This is a genomic window from Phytomonospora endophytica (genome assembly GCF_014202425.1).
GTDB classification, from domain to species: Bacteria; Actinomycetota; Actinomycetes; order Mycobacteriales; family Micromonosporaceae; genus Phytomonospora; species Phytomonospora endophytica.
Window position 1 is genome coordinate 250,100 of sequence record NZ_JACHGT010000004.1, and the last position, 18,901, is coordinate 269,000.

At 72.0% G+C, this 18,901-nt stretch carries 18 protein-coding genes; 13 read left to right on the top strand and 5 right to left on the bottom strand.

What is annotated here, in order from left to right:
* Nucleotides 1-19: 19 nt before the first annotated feature.
* On the bottom strand, nucleotides 20-289 hold the full coding sequence (locus HNR73_RS10420; RefSeq protein ID WP_184787153.1) for a hypothetical protein: 270 nt from the start codon (nucleotides 287-289) through the stop codon (nucleotides 20-22).
* 186 nt (nucleotides 290-475) lie between these two features.
* Nucleotides 476-1,210: a TetR/AcrR family transcriptional regulator gene (locus HNR73_RS10425; protein ID WP_203686162.1), complete on the bottom strand. Its 735-nt coding sequence runs from the start codon at nucleotides 1,208-1,210 to the stop codon at nucleotides 476-478.
* 213 nt (nucleotides 1,211-1,423) lie between these two features.
* Here HNR73_RS10425 and HNR73_RS10430 point away from each other — a divergent pair, with 213 nt between their 5' ends.
* Together HNR73_RS10430 and HNR73_RS10435 are read left to right on the top strand one after the other, a co-directional pair.
* Nucleotides 1,424-2,839 (top strand): MFS transporter, encoded by a 1,416-nt coding sequence (locus HNR73_RS10430; RefSeq protein ID WP_203686164.1) that lies wholly within the window; start codon nucleotides 1,424-1,426, stop codon nucleotides 2,837-2,839.
* Between the two features lie 10 nt (nucleotides 2,840-2,849).
* Nucleotides 2,850-3,800, top strand: coding sequence for an isopenicillin N synthase family dioxygenase (locus tag HNR73_RS10435; protein ID WP_184787154.1), 951 nt, complete (start codon nucleotides 2,850-2,852; stop codon nucleotides 3,798-3,800).
* A 55-nt stretch (nucleotides 3,801-3,855) separates the two neighbouring features.
* Here HNR73_RS10435 and HNR73_RS10440 read toward each other — a convergent pair whose 3' ends face one another.
* Together HNR73_RS10440 and HNR73_RS10445 are read right to left on the bottom strand one after the other, a co-directional pair.
* A complete protein-coding gene (locus HNR73_RS10440; protein WP_184787155.1) occupies nucleotides 3,856-5,445 on the bottom strand; it encodes a multicopper oxidase family protein in 1,590 nt (529 codons plus the stop codon).
* Nucleotides 5,438-5,884: a hypothetical protein gene (locus tag HNR73_RS10445; RefSeq protein ID WP_221330833.1), complete on the bottom strand. Its 447-nt coding sequence runs from the start codon at nucleotides 5,882-5,884 to the stop codon at nucleotides 5,438-5,440. The genes HNR73_RS10440 and HNR73_RS10445 overlap by 8 nt, the downstream gene beginning before the upstream one ends.
* Nucleotides 5,885-5,990: 106 nt before the next feature.
* Between HNR73_RS10445 and HNR73_RS10450 the strand changes: the two genes are divergently transcribed.
* Nucleotides 5,991-6,866, top strand: a complete 876-nt coding sequence (locus HNR73_RS10450; protein ID WP_184787156.1) for a LysR family transcriptional regulator — start codon at nucleotides 5,991-5,993, stop codon at nucleotides 6,864-6,866.
* Here HNR73_RS10450 and HNR73_RS10455 read toward each other — a convergent pair.
* Nucleotides 6,863-7,384, bottom strand: a complete 522-nt coding sequence (locus HNR73_RS10455) for a DUF7144 family membrane protein (protein ID WP_184787157.1) — start codon at nucleotides 7,382-7,384, stop codon at nucleotides 6,863-6,865. The two genes, HNR73_RS10450 and HNR73_RS10455, sit on opposite strands and share 4 nt — an antisense overlap.
* A gap of 583 nt (nucleotides 7,385-7,967) precedes the next feature.
* Here HNR73_RS10455 and HNR73_RS10460 point away from each other — a divergent pair.
* The 10 genes from HNR73_RS10460 to HNR73_RS10505 all read left to right on the top strand — a co-directional run bounded on the left by HNR73_RS10460 (nucleotide 7,968) and on the right by HNR73_RS10505 (nucleotide 18,894).
* Nucleotides 7,968-8,318: a YbaB/EbfC family nucleoid-associated protein gene (locus tag HNR73_RS10460; RefSeq protein WP_184787158.1), complete on the top strand. Its 351-nt coding sequence runs from the start codon at nucleotides 7,968-7,970 to the stop codon at nucleotides 8,316-8,318.
* Nucleotides 8,315-8,743 carry a YbaB/EbfC family nucleoid-associated protein gene (locus HNR73_RS10465; RefSeq protein WP_184787159.1) on the top strand — a complete coding sequence of 143 codons (429 nt, stop codon included), beginning with the start codon at nucleotides 8,315-8,317 and terminating at the stop codon, nucleotides 8,741-8,743. Before HNR73_RS10460 ends, HNR73_RS10465 begins: the two co-directional genes overlap by 4 nt.
* Before the next feature lie 52 nt (nucleotides 8,744-8,795).
* The gene (locus HNR73_RS10470; protein ID WP_184787160.1) at nucleotides 8,796-9,122 is read left to right on the top strand and encodes a hypothetical protein; all 327 of its coding nucleotides are present in this window, start codon (nucleotides 8,796-8,798) and stop codon (nucleotides 9,120-9,122) included.
* The gene (locus HNR73_RS10475; RefSeq protein WP_184787161.1) at nucleotides 9,122-10,123 is read left to right on the top strand and encodes a hypothetical protein; all 1,002 of its coding nucleotides are present in this window, start codon (nucleotides 9,122-9,124) and stop codon (nucleotides 10,121-10,123) included. The genes HNR73_RS10470 and HNR73_RS10475 overlap by 1 nt, the downstream gene beginning before the upstream one ends.
* On the top strand, nucleotides 10,120-11,202 hold the full coding sequence (locus tag HNR73_RS10480) for a hypothetical protein (RefSeq protein WP_184787162.1): 1,083 nt from the start codon (nucleotides 10,120-10,122) through the stop codon (nucleotides 11,200-11,202). The genes HNR73_RS10475 and HNR73_RS10480 overlap by 4 nt, the downstream gene beginning before the upstream one ends.
* A gap of 171 nt (nucleotides 11,203-11,373) precedes the next feature.
* Nucleotides 11,374-14,544 (top strand): S8 family peptidase, encoded by a 3,171-nt coding sequence (locus tag HNR73_RS10485; RefSeq protein WP_184787163.1) that lies wholly within the window; start codon nucleotides 11,374-11,376, stop codon nucleotides 14,542-14,544.
* A 307-nt stretch (nucleotides 14,545-14,851) separates the two neighbouring features.
* A complete protein-coding gene (locus HNR73_RS10490) occupies nucleotides 14,852-15,544 on the top strand; it encodes a TetR/AcrR family transcriptional regulator C-terminal domain-containing protein (protein ID WP_239122120.1) in 693 nt (230 codons plus the stop codon).
* A 114-nt stretch (nucleotides 15,545-15,658) separates the two neighbouring features.
* Nucleotides 15,659-16,675, top strand: coding sequence for an NAD(P)-dependent alcohol dehydrogenase (locus tag HNR73_RS10495; RefSeq protein WP_203686166.1), 1,017 nt, complete (start codon nucleotides 15,659-15,661; stop codon nucleotides 16,673-16,675).
* Nucleotides 16,676-16,733: 58 nt separating this feature from the next.
* On the top strand, nucleotides 16,734-17,435 hold the full coding sequence (locus tag HNR73_RS10500; RefSeq protein ID WP_184787164.1) for a hypothetical protein: 702 nt from the start codon (nucleotides 16,734-16,736) through the stop codon (nucleotides 17,433-17,435).
* Nucleotides 17,436-17,703: 268 nt separating this feature from the next.
* Nucleotides 17,704-18,894 (top strand): ROK family transcriptional regulator, encoded by a 1,191-nt coding sequence (locus tag HNR73_RS10505; RefSeq protein WP_184787165.1) that lies wholly within the window; start codon nucleotides 17,704-17,706, stop codon nucleotides 18,892-18,894.
* Nucleotides 18,895-18,901 lie beyond the last annotated feature (7 nt).

Genomic DNA, 18,901 nt, shown 5'->3' on the forward strand with positions numbered 1-18,901 from the left:
TGGACCCCGGCGGCCGCCGTCAGTCCCGGGTCTTGCGCCAGAGTTCGGCGGTCTTGGTCAGCAGTTCGTCGCGGTCGGCCGGTGAGAGCGGGTAGCCGTTGTGGACGGACCACTCGGGCTTGGCGTCGACGCCTTCCACGGTCGCGACGTGGAGCGGGAAACCGAGGGATCCGATGCGGTAGATCTCGACGCGGCCGAGGTCGTGGCCGCGGACTTCGTAGACCTTGTTGAGGCCGCTCTCGTCGAGCGCCACTTCACCGATGGTCGGCAACCCCTCGTTCATCACCATGCCCCGATTCTTCCAGCGACCGGCCCTGCGCGGACGACGGCCCCCATGCCGCGCTTGCGAATGGCAAGCCGTCGCGCAGCCGACGTTACCGGGTTCGGCGGGCCGGCGCGATGTCCGTTCGGCGGTGAGGCGCGCGGGGTCATCCGTACAGGTGATCACCGGAAACGTCGTCCCGCAGGTCACGGGCTAGCCCCGCGCCCGCGCCCCGATCCCGTCGAGGAGAAAGTCCAGACCGGCGGTGAAGGCGCCGTCCCAGTCGACGTCGGCGATGTAGTCGTGGGCGGCGACGGTCGGGAAGCGCCCGGCCTCGGCGGCCAGGTATTCCCGTCCCGCCGCGATCTCCTCGGGGGACAGTCGCAGGCTCGCCTGCGTCGAGGCCGAACCCATGACGTGGTTGTACAGCGCCCACGTCGCGGCGTTGAGGTCCACGGTGGACAGTCCGGTGCGCAGCAGCGCCGACTGGAGGAACTCCATCCAGGCCAGGAAGTTCGGGCCGATCAGCGGCCGCCGCCGCGCGGGCAGGCCCGCCGACCACGGGTGCCGCAGCAGCGCCGCGCGCCATGCGCCGAGCAGCGCGGTGATGTCCTCGCGCGGCCCGCCGGTCGGCTCGGGAACCCGGGCCTCGTCGAAGATCGCGTCGACGGCGAGGTCGACGACGTCGTCCTTGGTCGCGACGTGCCAGTAGAGGGTCGTCGCGCCGGCGTCGAGGCGTTCGCCGAGCCGCCGCATCGTCAGCCGCTCGATGCCCTCCTCGTCGAGGAGGGCGACGGCGGCCTCGACGATCCGCGCGCGCGTCAGCGGCGGTTCGCCCTTGCGTCCGCGCGCGGGACGCAGCCAGACGGCGCCGACGGCCGTGGGGGAGTCGTTGCCGGCGATGGCCTTCACCTCCGCGCTGCCGTGATCGCCTCCGGACGAGGCCAAGGTATCACCGGCCCGGCGCGCGACCCGGTCGGCGTTCCGCTGTGTCCCAGGTCTCACCGATGCCTGAAAGTGCTGGTGAAAGCCCGGTTCTAGGGCCCGGAAAGCGACCGGGGCGGGGCTCGCGGAGCCCGGGCCGGCGCCCGCGGGTGTGCTAGCTTCCCCTTTCTAGAACAACGTTCGAGTCACTAGACCAATGTTCGAGAAAGGTCTCGCGTGTTGACCGCAGCACCGCCCCCGGCCACCGCCCGCCGCTGGTGGACCCTCCCCGTCGTCGGCCTCGCCCAGCTCATGGTCGTGCTCGACGCCACGATCGTGAACATCGCGCTGCCCTCGGCCCAGCACGAACTCGGCATGGCCGACGCCGACCGGCACTGGGTCGTCACCGCCTACGCCCTCGCCTTCGGCGGCCTGCTCCTCCTCGGCGGCCGCGTCTGCGCCGCCCTCGGCCACCGCCGCGCCTTCACTCTCGGGCTCATCGGCTTCGCCCTCGCCTCCGGACTCGGCGGCGCCGCCGGGAACGCCGGAACCCTCATCGCCGCCCGCGCCGCCCAGGGCGTCTTCGCCGCCCTCCTCGCCCCCGCCGCCCTCTCCCTGCTGACCCTCACCTTCACCACCGCCCGCGAACGCGGCCGCGCCTTCGGGGTCTTCGCCGGCGTCGGCGCGGGCGGAGCCGCACTAGGCGTCGTCGCCGGAGGACTGCTCACCCAGTACGCCGACTGGCGCTGGTGCCTCTACATCAACGTCCCCATGGCCGCGCTCGCGCTCCTCGGGACACCGCTCATCGCCCGCGACCGGCCCGCCGGAAGCCTCCGGAACCTCGACGTGCCCGGCGTCGTGCTCAGCGCGACCGGCTTCGTCGCCCTCGTCTACGGCTTCACCCGTGCCGAAGCCCGCGGCTGGACCGACCCGCCCGTCCTCGCCCTGCTCGCCGGAGGCGTCGCGCTCCTCGCGGCCTTCGCCGTCGTGCAGCGAAAGACACGGCACCCCCTCCTCCCACCCCGCATCCCCGCCCACCGCGCCCGCGCGACGGCACTGGTGTCGGTGGCGCTGATGTTCCTCGCGATGTTCGGCTTCTACCTCTTCGTCAGCTATTACACGCAGACGATCCTCGGCTACACCGCCGTGCAGGCCGGACTGACGCTCCTCGTCAACGCCGTCGCCGCCATCGCCGGATCCACCCTCCTCGCCCGGATCCGCCTCGCCCCGGCCACGCTCATCACCGGCAGCCTCCTCCTCGCCGCCGCCGGAACCCTCGTCCTCACCCGCCTGGGCGCCGACGGCACCGGCGCCTTCGCCACCCGGCTCCTCCCCGCCCAGGTCCTCACCGGCCTCGGCCTCGGCTGCCTCCTCGCCGCCGCGACGAACCTCGTCACCGCCGACGTCGCCGGCCCCGAAGACGCCGGAATCGCCTCGGCCGCCTACAACGCCGTCCAGCAACTCGGCGCCGCGCTCGGCACCGCCCTACTCAACTCCATCGCCCTCGGCGTCACCGCCGCCCGGCTCGACGACGGCGCCGCACCCACCGCAGCGACCGTCGACGGCTACGCCGTCGCGATGTGGGCCGCCACCGGCGTCCTCACCGCCGCCGCGCTCGCCGTCACCGCACTGTCCCGCAACACCCGTTCCTGAGGAGACACCCATGCCCAACTACGTCCCCGTCATCGACCTGTCCACACGCGACACCCCCGAAGGCCGTGCCGCGCTCGCCGCCACCATCGGCGAAGCCTGCGCGACCTCCGGCTTCTACGTCATCGTCGGCCACGGCGTGGCCGCCGAACTCGTCACCCGCATGTACACCGTGACCCGGTCCTTCTTCCTGCTGCCCGACGCCGGCAAGGATCTCGTCGCCAACCGGCCCGGCGTCTCGGGCTTCCGGCGCCTCGGCGGCAGCACCGCCGCCAGCATCGGCGAGGACACCCCACCCGACCTGTGCGAGGTCTTCGCCGCGCACGTCACCGGCGAACTCCCCGACGCCGAACGCGCCGCGCTCGGCGACGCCTGGGCGACCTGGACGCTGGCCAACGTCTGGCCCTCGGCGGAGTTCAAGGACGTGTGGTGGGAGTACATGGACGCCGTCACCGCGCTCGCCGCCGACCTGATGCGCCTGTCGGCGCTGGCGCTCGGGCTCGACGAGGAGTTCTTCGCGTCGAGCTTCGGCCGCCACGGCTCCTCGGTCGCCGCGAACTACTACTACCCGCAGACCCGCCCGCCGCTTCCGGGACAGTTGCGGCGCGGCCCGCACACCGACTTCGGCGGCCTCACCGTGCTGTACCAGGAGGACGACCGCTCGGGGCTCCAGGTGCGCGGCGCCGCGGGTGAATGGCGTGACGTGGCGGCGATCCCGGGCAGTTTCGTGGTCAACATCGGCGACCTGATGGCGCTGTGGACCGGCGGGCGCTGGGTGTCGACGATGCACCGGGTCGTCAACCCGCCGCCGGAGCACGCCGCCTCGTCGCGGGTGTCGATCCCGTTCTTCTACCTGCCCGACCACGACGCCGTGATCAAGCCGGTCGAGGGCGGCGGCGAGGCGGTCGTCGCGGGGGAGTGGATGTCGCGGAAGCTGGAGCGGCTGTTCACCGGAGTGGGTTAGCCGCGGGATGTGGCGAGGCCGTGCCGATCGGGTCGGCGCGGCCTCGACGCCGTCCTCAGACCACTTCGAGGTTGGCCATCATCCCCATGTCCTCGTGTTCGGCGTTGTGGCAGTGGAACAGGAAGCGGCCGCGGTACCCGTCGAAGCGGGTGATGATCTCGGCCGACTCGCCGGGCCGCAGCGAGACCGTGTCCTTCAGGCCCGCGTCGTGCGGCAGGGGCGCCCCGCCGCCGCGCGACAGCACACGGAAGCCGACCAGGTGCAGGTGGACCGGGTGGTGCACGTCGGCGATGAGCCGCCACACCTCGACGTCGCCGAGCCGGACGGTGACGTCGGTGCGGGCGGGGTCGAAGGGCCGCCCGTCGATCAGCCAGCCGTGGCCGTCGCCCATCCGCCCCGCGCGGAAGGACAGGTCGCGCACTCGCACGGCCTGCGACCGGTTCCACTCCGGGAGGTCGGTGGACAGTACGTCCGGGACGCGGCTGTCGTCGGCGGCCTCGCGTGCGACCCGGAAGGCCATCACCTCGGCGGTCCGGCCCGAACCCAGCCGGTTGACGAGCCTGACGAGACCGCCGACCGGCACTCCGGCGAAGTCCACGACCAGGTCGTGGCGTTCGGCGGGCGCCATGGGCAGGGTCGCGTGGGTGATCGGCGCGGCGAGCAGGCCCTGATCGGCGCCGATCTGGACGAGGTCCAGCCGCCGCCCGTCCTCGGTGACCGCCTCCAGTTCGTAGTGCCGGGCGTTGGAGGCGTTGAGGATCCGCAGCCGGTAGCGGGCCGCGTCGACCTCGCACACCGGCCAGGGCGCGCCGTTGACGAGGATGACGTCGCCGAGCACGCCCGCGACGTACGGGTCCTCGACGCCGGGCTTCGTGCGCAGGGTGCGGTCGATCGACGGGTAGTCGAGGCTTCCGTCGGCGGCGAAGGCGCGGTCGGCGATCATCAGCGGCAGCTCGCGCGGCCCGGCGGGCAGTCCGAGCGCGTCCTCGGCGTCGTCGCGCACGATGTGCATCCCGGCGAGGCCGCGCCAGATCGCCGGAGCGGTGAAGTCCATCCGGTGGTCGTGGTACCAGAGCAGCGTCGGCCGCTGGTTCATCGGGAAGGTGTAGTCGCGGGTCAGGTCGCTGGTGACGGCCCGCGGGTCGTGCATGACGTGCCCGTCGTGTCCGGTGTGGACGGAGTTCCCCCAGCTCTCGGGGATCACCAGGTCGGTGGGATAGCCGTCGGAGTCGGCGGGGGTGTGTCCGCCGTGGAGGTGCACGACCGTCGGCACGGGCAGCAGGTTGCGGTGGGTCACGGTGACCGGGCGGCCGCGACGCGACTCGATCGTCGGGCCGGGGAAGGTCCCCTCGTAGGTCCACAGTGGAGTGGAGACGCCCGGCAGGATCTCGGCCGTCGTGGCGCGCTGCGTGATGGCGTAACGGTCGACCCCGCCGGCGGTGTCGACCGGCGTCAGCACGCGGGGGATGGGCAGGGGCACCTGAAAAGCGGGCGGCAGCGGTACGGCGCTGCGCAGTTCCCCGCCGGTCACCGGCGGGCGGTTCGACAGCGCCGCCGAGGCGCCGAGCCAGCCCGCCGCCGTCAGCCCGAGCGCGCCGCCGATGCCCAGCACGCGACGCCGCGACAGTCCACGGCCCTCACTCATCGCCCGCCTCCGGCTTCACCGGGCGGGCCAGCGGCCGCCGCCACACCGCGACGAACAGCAGCGCGATCCCGGCGACGGTCAGCACACCGAGCGGGAGGTGCAGCCACAGCGCGCCCTCCATCCCGGCGAGGTACTGCACGGTCTCGGCCGCCAGCACCACCAGCGAGGCGGCGAAAGGCCAGGCGAGGCCGAGCCGGACCCAGACCACGATCGCCGCGATGAGCTGCGCGATGCCGATGTAGAACACGACGTCGGCGCCGAGCGCGTGCAGGCGAAGGCCGTCGAAGTCGCCGCTGAGGTACACGCCGGCGAAGACCGGCTGTCCCACGATGGCGAGCAGATGGGCGGCGGTCAGGGACCGAAGGACCCAACCGGACGGCCGCGTCCGCGGTGCGGGACGGGTCGCGGCCGCGCGGGTGTCGTTCACCGCGGTGACCATGGGGCGTTCTCCCTACTCCTCGATTGCCGAACGCCCCGATGCTATGACCGGTGGGCTATCGTGTCGAAGACCAATATCGCAATGCTGTTATGTCTTGGGAGGCATGATGGACCTGCACTCCCTCCGGCAGTTCCTCGTGGTCGCGCGCCTGGAGCACCTCAGCCGCGCCGCCGAGGAACTGCGCGTCGCCCAGCCGTCCCTGAGCCGCACCATCGCCAGGCTGGAGAACGAGCTCGGCGCACCACTCTTCGACCGCGGCGGGCGGCTCCGCCTCAACGAGGCCGGGCGGCTCTTCCGCGGGCACGTCGAACGCTCCCTCGGCGAGCTCGACGCGGGACGGCGGGCCGTCACCGAGGCCGTCGGTGAAGGGATCGGCACCGTGCGGCTGGCCTCGGAGACCCTCTTCACCATCGCCGGGCCGCTCACCGCCTACAAACGCGCCCATCCCGCCGGTGACGTCGTGCTGCACCAGATGACCGGAGAGGAGATGGGACGCGCGCTGCGGGCGCAGGACGTCGACCTGTGCATCGCCTCCCAGCCGATCCCCGGCGAGGGCCTGGAAGGGGTGCAGTTGATGGACGAGCCGGTGTGGCTCTGCGCGCCGCACGACCATCCGATCGCCGCCCGCACCTCGGTGGCCGTCGAGGAGCTCGCCGGGCTGTCCTTCGTCAGTTCCCGCGTGGGGCACTGGCAGCGGCGGGTCCTCGACCGGCTCTTCGCCAGCCGGGACCTGATGCCGAGGATCGTCTGCGAAGGCGACGAACCGGGTGCCGTCGCCTACATGATCGCCGCGGGGATCGGCGTCGGCCTCATCCCCGACATGGCCCGCCGCACCGACACCCGCTCGCTCGTCGCGTGGATCGCCGTCGACGATCCCGCATGCCGTCGCGTCCTGACGCTGCAATGGGCGACGGGCGCGCACCTGTCGACCGCCGCGCGGTTGATGCGCGACACGATCACCGGCTGGGACTGGGGCGCCTAGGCCTCGCTCTCGGTCCGCTCGGGGGCCGCCGTCGTCGCACCCGCGTGGCGGGGGTTGGTGTGCCCGGCCGTCGTGGCCTGCGGGTCGACCTCCGACCACGCCGTCCCGCGCGTGCCACGGGTGTCAAGGGAGTCGCTCTCGACCTGGATCAGCGACCAGATCACGAACACGTCGATGGCGATGATGACCATCGACCAGGCCGGCTGGTAAGGCAGCCAGAGGAACTGTGCCGTCGCCGAGACGACGGCCAGCCCGATCGCGACCCACCGCGCCCAGGACTGTCCGATGAGGACGAAGGCGGCGGTCGCGATGACCAGCACGCCGACGATCAGGTGGATCCAGCCCCAGGTGGTCAGGTCGAAGCGGAAGACGTAGTCCTCGACCTGGACGAAGACGTCGTCCTCGGCGATCGCGGCGATGCCCGCGAGGGCCTGCCACGCGCCGATCATGAGCATGAGGCTCGCGCCGAGGGCCATGCCGCCGATCGACCAGCCGCGTGCCGTGTTCTCTCCGCTCATCGGCCCGTTCCTCCCGCTCGTCGGCGTCGCCGGACCGGCGGCACCGGATCCAGGTGCTCCTACGGTCAGGATATGTCCGTTGGGTGGCTTTTGTTCACGAGCGGGCGAGTCCGGGTGCCGGGACGGTCCGCGCGGGATCTCGTCGACGACGCCGCAGGTGTCCGGCGGCGGCGGTGAGGTCGAGGACCACCGGCCGCCGCTCGCGTCGCCCCCGCCGCCGGGGAATCCGCCCAACCCGCCCGCCGGCGCGCCTCCGGTCCCGTCGCTGCCGGTGACCGGAACCATGCCGGGCTCGGTGATCCCGGCGGGTGCGGCACTGCTCCTGACCGGGGAAGCGCCGACCGCGTAAGGATCGCGTCAGGGTCTCCTCCTCGCCGTTGACAAGGTGGGGAAGCGACCGGCAGGGTCGAGACAGGTGAGCCGGGAAGTCTGGTCGGCACGGTTTCCGCGAGACAGGTCGCGGACCGTCGATCGAAGGTGCCCGCATGCCACAGGTCCACATCGGACACAGCGATTCCAGGTCCCGGTCCGCCTGCCGAAGGGCAGGTCCATGGTGGATGGCACGAGAGGATGGTGAGCGCCCGTGAGCGGCTTCGGTGACGACGTCTCCGCTCGTGCCGAGCAGGTCCGCCGGCTGGTGACCGAGGCGCGCACGGAACTGTCCAGTGAGGACTTCGCGGTCAAGGTGACGGTGGGGCCCAACGGCGCCGTACACGACGTCGACATCACCGGCCGGGCCGCGAGGTACTCCGCCGCCGAACTCGGCGAGCTGGTCGTCGAGTGCTTGCGGACGGCCTCGGCGCGGATGAGCCGCGAGCTGCGGGAGAGCCTGGCCGAACTCATGGGCGGCGTTCCCGTCGCCGACACCTCCGCGCTGCCCTCTCTCGACGAGATCCGCCGCATGCGCGCGGAGAACCGCGGGGAGACGCCGTGACGGGACCGCCGGAGGGCCACCGGCGGCCGCTGCGGCAGTGGCCCGACGTCGACGCGATGCTCGCGCACCTGGAGAGGATGCGCGCCCGCAACGACGAGATCCTCGCCGTCTACGCCGCCGCCCGCGAAGAGGCCGGCGACCGCACGTCGGAGGGCCGCTCCGAGGACGGCTCGGTCCGCGCCGAGATCGACGACGCCGGAGTGGTCGTGAAGCTCGACTTCGACGACGGCGCGACGCGCTCCCCGTCGCGGCTCGGCCGGTCCATCGTCTCGGCGATTCACCGGGCCCAGGCCGCGCACGCGCTGAAGACGGCCGACATCGCCGCGAGGATCGAACACTCCTTCGACGTCAGGGCCTTGGTCGGCGAGTCGATCCCGGCCGAGCTGCGGGACGCGGCCGACGATCGCGACCACCCCCGCTCCTGATCCGCGAACCCACCACGACCGGCCGCGCACGCGGCACCTCAGGGAGGACCACATGGGGGACGGCATCACCGCACCGCCCGGCGAGATCAAGGCCGTCGGCGAGGTGCTCCAGACCTTGAAGAACAGCGCCGCCGACATCGAGCGCCTCGCTGAGCAGGCCGATCCCGGCCTTGACGTGTGGGGCGTCGGCCTTGGGCGGATCCTCAAGCTCTGCTACGACCCGAAGGCCGAGGAGGCCCGCGAGCACATCCGCATGATCGGCGACGCCCTGGAGAGCCAGGCCCGCGTCGTCACGAACGCCGCGGAGAACTATGAGCGGCTCGACCAGGAGATGGCCGCGGCCTTCGAACGCTTCCTCGACGACCTGAACGGAAGATGATGGGCGACGAAGACGACGCGTACGTCGGCGACGATCCCGCCGCCGACGGCACCTACCACGGGAATCTCGGCGTCACCGACGCCTGGGATTCCAACTACGCCGGCAACATCCCGCTGTCGGGCGCCGCGACGAACATGTACGACGGCGCCGTCGACGGCGACATCAAGGCCCTGACCATGGGCGTCGCCGAGTTCGGCGGCAACGCCGTCGCCTTCGCGGGCGACCCCGTCAACTGGCTGCTGTCGGCGGGCCTGGCGTTCCTCATCGACGTGATCCAGCCCCTCGAAGACGCGTTGAGCTTGGTCACCGGCAACTACGAGCGCATGGGCGAGTTCACCGGGAGGTGGAACCGGATCGGTGCCGCGCTGGTCCCGCTCGGCGAGGCCGTGCGGCAGGCGGCCGCCGACGGGCTGATCGGCTGGGAGGGCAAGGACGCCGACGCCGCCAAGGCCCGCCTCGAAGAGTTCGGCGAGGCCATCGAGGCCAGCGGGGGTGAGGCCGTGAAGGTCTCCTCGCTGCTCAACATCCTCGCCTCGCTGATGAGCGCGGCCCAGCAGATCATCATCGGCCTCATCGCGCAGTTCGTGGAGTGGCTGATCATCACCTGGACGGCGGCGCTGGCCGCCGCCGGAGTCACCTTCGGCGGCTCGACCGCCGGTGCCGCGACGGTGACGACGCTGCACGCCACCACGAACTGCTCGCGGGCCGTGCGGATCATCGACCGCGTCGTGGAGTTCCTCAACAGGATCGGCCGGGTCCTGCGCGAAGTCCTGCCCGGGTTCGTCAAGGACAACGTCGCCAAGAACTACCGGGCGATCTCGGCACTCAAGACCCCCGACGTCGGCGACATGGGCAAGGCCCTCGGCAGGTGGCTCAAAGACTGGAAGAACTACATGCCCATGGCGGGGACCGTCGGTGCCGCCGGTGTCAACGACATCGGCACGCCGGGGAGCGGCATGTCCGGTGAGGACATCGAAAACGGCCTGGATCCCGGCCGGTGAGGTTCGCCGGCGTCGACCCCGCCGCGCCTTTCGCCGACCCGGCGGTCCCGGTCCTGGAGTGGCCCGAGGACCGTCCGGCGCCGCGACTCCCGGCGGGGAAGGGCGGCATCGCCGTGCGGACGCGCTACGGCGGCCGCTGGGACCGCCGGTACCCCGAGCCGGCGCGCAACGTCGGCGTCGACGGACGGCCGCTCTGGCACGGTTGGGGGCGGATGATCGCCGTCGTCGAGCCGGGCGCGCATCTCGTCGAGGTCCGCGAGGAACGCGCCGAGGGCGCCCGTATCGCGCACGTGGCGGCCGGAACGGTCGTCGAACTCGAATACGCCGCACCCCGCAACTGGGGCACCGTCGGGACCTTCGGGCCCGCGCCGGTTCGCGAGGTCGGCGCCACCACCCGGCCGTGGCTGCTCGCGTTCGGCGGGCTCATGGCGGCCCTGGCGGCCTTCACCCGCGCCGGGTACCCGCCGGACGGGTGGACCCCGCTCGCCCTCGTCGCGGTCGCGGTCGCGCTTCCCCCGGTGTGGAACCGATACCGCGCGCGAGCCGACCGGCGGTACCGCGCCTGCCTGGCGGGCGCGCCTCACCGGTTCACCGACGGCTGGTTCCTCGGCGACACCCCAGGCGACCTCCCCGATCCCGGACCCGAACACGGCGGCCTCCTCCTGCGTTTCCGGCTCCGGCACGGCATCCGTACCGGGGAGGCCCTCGCCGGGAACCCGCACGCCTGGCTAGGCCCGCCGAGGCCGCGCATCGACGGTCACGCCCACAGGGCGTCGTGGGCGACCTGGTGGTACCGGCTGCCGCCCGGCCGTCACACCGTCGCCGTCCTGCCGCCGGAGGTCGCGATCGCCGGCGGTGCACCGGAACCGGCGGTGCCGGTGACCTTCGAGATCGGCCTTCACCCCGGCCGGACGCGGGCGCTGCTGGTCGAGTTGTCGGGCGAGTCGACCCTGCGGCCCGTCGCGGGCGGCGATCCCCCGCGCGACGCCGAAGGCCGGATCTCCTACCGGAACTGGACTCCGGCGACCGAGGCCGTGGCCTTCGACCAGCGGATCGACGTCTCCGAGACCCACGTGTGAGCGCCTGTCCGAAGGCGTCGTGGCCGGAACCCGCCACTTCGGTTTCGGTCTCCGCCGTAACCTTTCGCCCGTCCGGACTCGTATTCGGGACAGGCCTCTGGACTGTCCACAGAGGTCTGTCCGCATAGGACACACCGGACCAGCGGGAGTTGGATCGACGTGAGAAGAACCATGCGACTGATCGTCGGCGGCGCGGCCACGGCCGCGCTGCTGTTGAGCACGGCCCCGGCGGTGATCGCCGATCCCGGCGACCCGGGCGGCGCCACCAGCGCCGTACCGCCCGCCGACGGGCGCGGCCACATCGTCACCCTCGTGACCGGCGACCGGGTGACCGTCGCCGCCGACGGGACGACGGACTTCGCCGCGGCGACAGGCCGCGAGAACATCGGCCACCGGCGGTTCGCCGACGGCGATGCGTTGTACGTCGTCCCGAACGACGCCGTCGAGGCGATGCGCGACGGGCGCGTCGACCGTCGGCTGTTCGACGTCACGGGCCTGATCCGCGACGGCTACGCCGATCGCGACGAACTGCCCCTCATCGTCTCCGGGGGCGCGGCCTCGCGTTCGGCCCTCGCCGGGGGCACCCGCCTGGACAGCGTCGACGCGACCGCCTCGGTGGTCGCGGGGGCCGAGCTCCCGGCGCTGTGGAGCTCGATGAGCGGCGCCGGAGCCCGCTCGGGCGCGACCAGGATCGTCCTGGACGGCAAGGCGCGGCTGACCCTCGACCAGAGCGTGCCGCAGATCGGTGCGCCCGCCGCGTGGGAGGCCGGGTACGACGGCACCGGCGTGACCATCGCGGTCCTCGACAGCGGCTGGGATCCCACCCACCCCGACCTCGTCGACCGGGTCACCAAGGCCGAGAACTTCACCGACGAGGCCGACGCCGTCGACCGCGCCGGGCACGGCACGCACGTCACCTCGATCGCGGCGGGCACCGGCGCCGGGTCGGCGGGCAGGTACAAGGGCGTCGCGCCCGGCGCGAACGTGATCGTCGGCAAGGTCTGCACCAGCGACGGTTACTGCACCTACAGCGACATGATCGAGGGCATGGAATGGGCCGCGGCCCAGGGCGCGTCCGTGGTCAACATCAGCATCGGCGGATCGCCCTTCGAGGGCGACCCCACCGTGGAGGCCGTCGAACGCCTCACCGCCGAGACCGGGACCCTGTTCGTGATCGCCGCCGGCAACAACTACGGCGGCGGCATCGACAGCCCCGGTGTGTCACCGTCGGCGCTGACCGTTGGCAGCGTGACCAAGTCCGACGAGTTCTCGGACTTCTCCAGCCAGGGCCCGGCCTACGACTACACGATGAAGCCCGACCTGGTCGCCCCGGGCAGCGCGATCACCGCCGCCCAGGCCGCCGGAACCGGTGCCGAGGGCGAGCTCTACGTCGCCTACGACGGCACGTCCATGGCGACCCCGCACGTGACGGGCGCGGTCGCGCTGCTCAAGCAGCGGCACCCGGACTGGACGGCCGAACGGCTGAAGGACGCGCTCGTCGGCTCCGCCAAGGGCCTTGACGCCCTCGACTCCTTCCAGGAGGGCGCGGGACGGCTTGACGTCGGCCGCGGTGTCGCCCAGGAGGTCTATGCCGACGGTTCGCTGTCCTTCGGGCTGTTCAAGCACCCGCAGGACCAGGAGACGGTCGTCAAGGACGTCACCTACACCAACGACGGCGACGCCGACGTCACACTCGCGGTCACCCTCACGGGTGCCGAGGGCTTCACCGTCGACCGTCCACAGGTGACGGTCCCGGCGGGCGGAAACGCGACGGTGTCGGTGTCCTACGACCCCGACCCCGCACGCGGTTACGGCAACTTCGGCGCCGAACTGGTCGCCACCGACGGGACCGCGACCCTGCGGACCGCCGTGGGTGCCAGCACCGAGCCGGAGCTGTACACGGTCGACTTCCCGTCCACCCTCGCCGACGGCGAGACGCTCGAATACGGCGACGTCACCTACTGGAACCTCGACACCGACGAGCGGGGCAGCACCTGGGACTACCGGCCGGACGGGACGCCGTACGCGCGGCTGACCCCGGGTCGTTACGCGTTCGCCTACGTGACCCTGAGCTCCGACGGCACCGACACACCGATCGCCTCCTTCACCGACAAGGCGGCGGAGGTCCACGCCGACATGACGGTGGCCTTCGACGCCGCCTCCGCCGGAGAGGTGACCACCGACGTCACCTTCGCCGAGGGCGAGGTGCAGGAGGCCGCCGACGTCGAGTTGAGGCTTGGCGCGACCGAGGACCCGCACAGCGGGATCGGCGCGAACATGTCGCTCGGCGAGTTCCGGATCCGCTTGCTGCCGGGTTCGTCGAACCTGTCGACCAGGCTGGACGTGTGGCAGCTCTTCGCCGCCGATGAGGGCGAGTTCTACCTCGCGGAAAGGCGTGAGGGCCCGCTGCCCGACGGTCTGGCGCTGTCCTACGACGAGTCCGATCTGGGCGTCGTCGAGCACGTGATCCACGGCCAGGGCGCGGAGAAGTCCGAGGTGTACCTGGGGTCGGGCCGTAACGGGAGCGGCATCCGGACGCTGCGAACGGCTCCCGGGACCTACCGGATCCATTACACGCCGGGCCAATGGGGATCCGGGCTGAGTTTCCACAGCTCCGACTTCCTGACCTGGGAGGAGCAGAACCAGACGCACGTGGTGACCGCCGGAACGTCCTCGGTGATGAACTGGAACAAGGCGCCGCTCGGGGCCGGCTTCGGTTCCGAGCTCGGCGTGCGGATGTCGAGGCAGTTCATCTACGTCGACCTGGGCATGTTCAGCGGCCCGGACCTGGGGACGGCCTACTGGAACGGCTTCCCGGACAGCCGTATCGTCCTGTCCGCCAACGGTGAGACGGTGCTCGACACCCCGTACGCCGGGACCAACCGTTTCGAGATCCCGCCGGGACTGTCGGGAGACTTCACCTTCACCTGCGAGATGGAGCGGGACGTCCCCTGGAGCGACATCGGCACGAAGTCCACCGTGGAGTTCGGGTTCAGCGGGGCGCCGGTCGGCGAGCGGCTGGATCCGTCCGTCAACCTGGTGCGGCTCAACGCCTCCGGGGTCCGTGACGGCTACGCCAAGGCGAAGCTGCCGCAGGTGGTGTCGATGAGGATCCAGCCGAACAACCCCGGCCAGCCCGCCGTGAAGTCGCTGACCTTCGAGGTCTCCTACGACGACGGGAAGACCTGGAAGAAGGTGCCGTCGAAGCTCTTCGGCGACACCGCCGTGTCGGCGCTGGTGCACCCCAGGGGCGCGACCGGTGTGTCGACGCGTATCAGCACGGTCGACGCCGACGGGAACACCTCCGTCCAGACCGCCATCCGTTCCTACGGCCTGAAGTAGGCACCGGACGGCCCGCGACCTTCGTCGCGGGCCGTCCGCGGCGGCCGAGTTCGTGGGGCTCGATCACCGCCCTGGCCGACGGGCACGAGCCCGGAGGCGCTCTCGTCGGCGCCGACCCGCGCGCCGGGCTTGAGCCCATGCTCACCCGGGCGCGCTCACCGCGACCCGGTGCGCCCCGCCCTCGCCGAACTCCCCGACGGCGTCTACTACGGCCCGCCCCGCTTCCGCCGAGGCGGCCGAACGGTCGCGGCCCGGCCTCGGCGAGACTTACCGTGTACCGACAGGCCGGGGTGAAGGAGTGGGCGCAGTGGCGAAACGGACCGCGGCGGGTGCCGAGCCGGTCCCGCTGAGCAGGGAGCGGGTGCTGCGCGCGGCCGTCGGCCTGGCCGACGCGGCCGGGCTGGAGTCACTGACGATGCGCCGGCTGGCCGAACTCTTCGGGGTCGAGGCGATGTCGCTGTACCACCACGTCGCCAACAAGGAGGCCCTGCTCGACGGTGTCGTCGAGGTCGTCATGGGGGAGGTCCGCGACACCGTCGCCGCCCTCGACGGGCCGCCCGCCGAGGAGGACTGGCGGGCCGCGCTGCGGGGGAAGGTGCTGGCCGCCCGGCAGGTCATGCTCCGGCATCCCTGGGCGCCGCAGGTCTTCGCGTCGCGCCGGTCGGCCGACCCGGCGGTGATCCGCTACCTCGACGAGGTCGCCGGGATCATGCGCCGCGGCGGCTGTTCCTACGACCTGGTCCACCGGGCGCTGCACACGCTCGGGAGCCGGGCGCTCGGTTTCGCCCAGGAGCTGTTCGAGCCCGACGGCGGGCCCGCGCCCGCCGACGCCGACCAGCTCGGGCCGATGGCCGCCGAACTGCCGTACCTGGCGGGGATGCTGTCGGAGATCGCGCACGAGGATCCCGGATCCACGCTCGGCTGGTGTGACGGCCAGGCGGAGTTCGAGTTCGGTCTCGACCTGATCCTCGACGGCCTGGAACGCCTCCGCACCGCCTGACCTCCTTGATCACCGGGTCGTGCCCCGTCGCGCCCATTGACAGCCTTACAAGCTAAGGCTAGTCTTGCAATTAGTCACCTTACAAGATAAGGATCATCTAGGAGGGCCGCCCACATGCCCACCCACGCCCCGACCATGCGAGCCGTCGTCCAGAGCCGCTACGGAGCTCCCGAGGACGTGCTCACCATCAGCACGACGCCACGGCCCGAACCCGAGCCCGGCCAGGTGCTCGTCCGGATGCGCGCCAGCAGCGTCAACACCCCCGATTGGCTCACCGTCACCGGAGTGCCCTACGTGCTCCGCCTGAAATCCGGGCTGCGCGGGCCCGGGACGCCCGTCCGCGGCAGCGACGTCGCGGGCGTCGTCGAGGCCGTCGGCGAAGGCGTCACCGCACTCGCGCCCGGCGACGAGGTCTTCGGGTCGCTGTGGAACGGGAACCTCGCGGTGAAGCACGGAGCATTCGCCGAGTACACCGTCGCCCCGGCGAGCGCCTTCGTGCCCAAGCCCGCCGGTGTGACCTTCGAGGAGGCCGCCGCCTCGGTCATGTCGGGACTGACCGCGCTGACCGCCATGCGCGACGTCGGCGGTGTCGGCGAGGGGACGCGCGTGCTCATCAACGGGGCCTCCGGCGGCGTCGGCACCTTCGCCGTGCAGATCGCCAAGCACCTCGGCGGCCACGTCACCGCCGTGTGCGGGCCGAAGAACACCGACTTCGTCCGCTCCCTCGGCGCCGACGACACGATCGACTACACCGCGACCGACTTCACGCGGGGATCCGGGAAGTACGACGTCATCCTCGACAACGTCCTCAACCATCCGCCCTCCCGCACCGCCAAGGCCCTCGCTCCGGGCGGGCGGCTGCTCCCCAACAGCGTCGGCGACACCGGCAACGCGGTCCTCGCCGGCCTGCCCCGCATCGCCAGGGCCAGCCTTATCGGTATGGGCCGCACCGACGTCCGCCCGGTGCACACCGGAATGGGCCGCGACCACCTCGCGGCGGTCGCCGAACTGCTCGGCACCGGAGCCGTCAAAGCCGTCGTCGACGGCGTCTACCCCCTCGACGAGACGCCCGCCGCGGTCGCGCGGATGCTGACGCACCGCGCGCGGGGGAACGTGGTGATAACCATGTGACGGTGGGGGAGCGGGCGCCGTAGACTCCGACGCCGGACCGGCGATCACGAGGAGCGACATGGGCGACCACTTCACCGCGATGGGCCTTCCAGCGGGCAACGGGGAGACCTTCGCGGCGACCCTGGCCCGTGTGTTCGCCGAGGCTCGCGACTGGACCCGCTCCGGTCGCGGCACCCGCACGGCGAACTGGCGCGACCCGAGCGGCGCGGGCGTCGACCTGATGGTCCGCAGCCGCTTCGGCCGCCGCCGCGAACCCTGCGCCACACCGCAGTTCACCGGAGGCGGCACCCAGACGGTCGTGCCCACGGCCGTCGTCCCCGACGCCGAGTGCCCCGGCTGCGACCTCCTGGCCATCGAAGTGCACGAGGAAGGGGAGATGATCTACCCCCTTCTCGTGGCGGCCTCCCGGCCGTACGCGCATCGCCTCGGCGAACCGTCGACCGCCCACCTGACCTTCGTGGCGGAGAGCGTCGAGACGGACCCCGACCCCGACGACGCGTTCCCGCTCGCCGACCGGGCCCTCATCCCCATCGGACAGTTCTCCGACCCGCCGACGGCCTCCGTCCTCGCCACCGGAACCGTGACGAGCGCGGAGGTCCGCCGCACCCGGCTCTTCGGCGTCCCCTTCCATCACATCACCATGGCCGGGCTCGGCGGCGACTTCGACGTCGTCGCCGCCCACGGCGACCTACCGCACGGCGTCCGCGCCGGACAGCGGCTGCGAGTCGAGGGCTGGGTGTGCGGGCGCGTCACGACCTGACGTACTCCGGGCCAGTCGGCCGGGCAGGAGATCAGCGTCGATCGGCCGGGACTCGACCGACCCCCACCGGCGACGACGGGCCTCGGCGACGCCGCCGTCCTCGCCGTCTTCTACTCGGCTGTCCGCGCGCGACATGACCCCACTTCTGTCCGTCCCGACAAAAGTTCTCGCGATTCTTCGCGAAGCCATGGTGTCGATCTTTCAAAGCTCGTAACATCTCCGTCACAACCCCGTGACACCTGACCGCCCACAAAGGTCGGAGATCCCCATGAGCACCGCCCGGCACCTCTGGGACCCCCTGCACGTCCGCGTCTTAAGGCAACTGCGCGACTCCGGCCCCCTGTCCCGCGCGCAGCTCGCCGACCGCCTCGAAGTCCCCCGCCCGCGACTGCTCGGCGAACTCAACCGCCTGATCGCCGCCGAACAGATCACCGAGGCCGGACCGGCGAAGTCCCGCGGCGGCAGGCGATCCACCCTCGTGGAACTCAACCCGCGGTTACGCTTCGCCGCCGTCGACCTCGGCGCGACCTCCCTCGACATCGAGATCACCAACGGCCGCCTCGAACCCGTCGCCGCCTACACCGAGGCCGCCGACCTCCGCAAAGGCCCCAAGCCCGTCCTCGCCCGGATCGGCGAACTCCTCGCCAAAGCCAGATCCGACGGCGTCTACGAACACCTCGACGGCGTCGGACTCGGCGTCCCCGGCCCGGTCAGTTTCCGCGACGGCGTCCCGGTCTCACCGCCGATCATGCCCGGCTGGGACGGCTACCCCGTCCGCGAACTCCTCGCCCGCGAACACGGCTGCCCGGCCGTCGTCGACAACGACGTCAACATCATGGCCATCGGCGAACGCCACGGCGGCGTCGCCGACTCCGTCGACGACATGTTCTTCGTCAAGCTCGGCACCGGCATCGGCTGCGGCATCATCATCGGCGGCGACGTCTACCGCGGCATCGACGGCTGCGCCGGCGACATCGGCCACATCCAGGTCACCGCCCACGGACCCACCTGCCGGTGCGGCAACGTCGGCTGCCTGGAGGCCCTGTTCGGCGGCGCCGCGCTCGCCGCGGCGGCCACCGCCGCGGCACGGTCGGGCAACTCGCCCGCGCTCGCCGAACGACTGGCCGCCCACGGCGCGGTCACCGCCCGCGACGTCGCCGACGGCGCCACCGAAGGCGACGCCGCCTGCGTCCAGCTCATCCGCGAAGGCGGCCGCCTCGTCGGCTCCGTCCTCGCCGGGCTCGTCAGCTTCGCCAACCCGTCGATGATCGTCATCGGCGGGGGACTCGCCCAGCTCGGCCACATCCTCCTCGCCGAGATCCGCAGCGTCGTCTACCGCCGTTCGCTGCCCCTCGCCACCGGCAACCTGCCGGTCATCCTGTCCGAACTCGGCCCCCGGGCCGGTGTCGCGGGAGCGGCCGTGCTGGCCAGCGAGATCACGTTCGAACAGTGGTCCTGACCGGCCA

Coding starts and splice junctions, on each gene's coding strand:
- HNR73_RS10420 (WP_184787153.1), bottom strand. CDS start 289: ATGGTGATGAACGAGGGGTTGCCGACCATCGGTGAAGTGGCGCTCGAC.
- HNR73_RS10435 (WP_184787154.1), top strand. CDS start 2,850: ATGCCCAACTACGTCCCCGTCATCGACCTGTCCACACGCGACACCCCC.
- HNR73_RS10440 (WP_184787155.1), bottom strand. CDS start 5,445: ATGAGTGAGGGCCGTGGACTGTCGCGGCGTCGCGTGCTGGGCATCGGC.
- HNR73_RS10445 (WP_221330833.1), bottom strand. CDS start 5,884: ATGGTCACCGCGGTGAACGACACCCGCGCGGCCGCGACCCGTCCCGCA.
- HNR73_RS10450 (WP_184787156.1), top strand. CDS start 5,991: ATGGACCTGCACTCCCTCCGGCAGTTCCTCGTGGTCGCGCGCCTGGAG.
- HNR73_RS10455 (WP_184787157.1), bottom strand. CDS start 7,384: ATGAGCGGAGAGAACACGGCACGCGGCTGGTCGATCGGCGGCATGGCC.
- HNR73_RS10470 (WP_184787160.1), top strand. CDS start 8,796: ATGGGGGACGGCATCACCGCACCGCCCGGCGAGATCAAGGCCGTCGGC.
- HNR73_RS10475 (WP_184787161.1), top strand. CDS start 9,122: ATGGGCGACGAAGACGACGCGTACGTCGGCGACGATCCCGCCGCCGAC.
- HNR73_RS10485 (WP_184787163.1), top strand. CDS start 11,374: ATGCGACTGATCGTCGGCGGCGCGGCCACGGCCGCGCTGCTGTTGAGC.
- HNR73_RS10495 (WP_203686166.1), top strand. CDS start 15,659: ATGCCCACCCACGCCCCGACCATGCGAGCCGTCGTCCAGAGCCGCTAC.
- HNR73_RS10500 (WP_184787164.1), top strand. CDS start 16,734: ATGGGCGACCACTTCACCGCGATGGGCCTTCCAGCGGGCAACGGGGAG.
- HNR73_RS10505 (WP_184787165.1), top strand. CDS start 17,704: ATGAGCACCGCCCGGCACCTCTGGGACCCCCTGCACGTCCGCGTCTTA.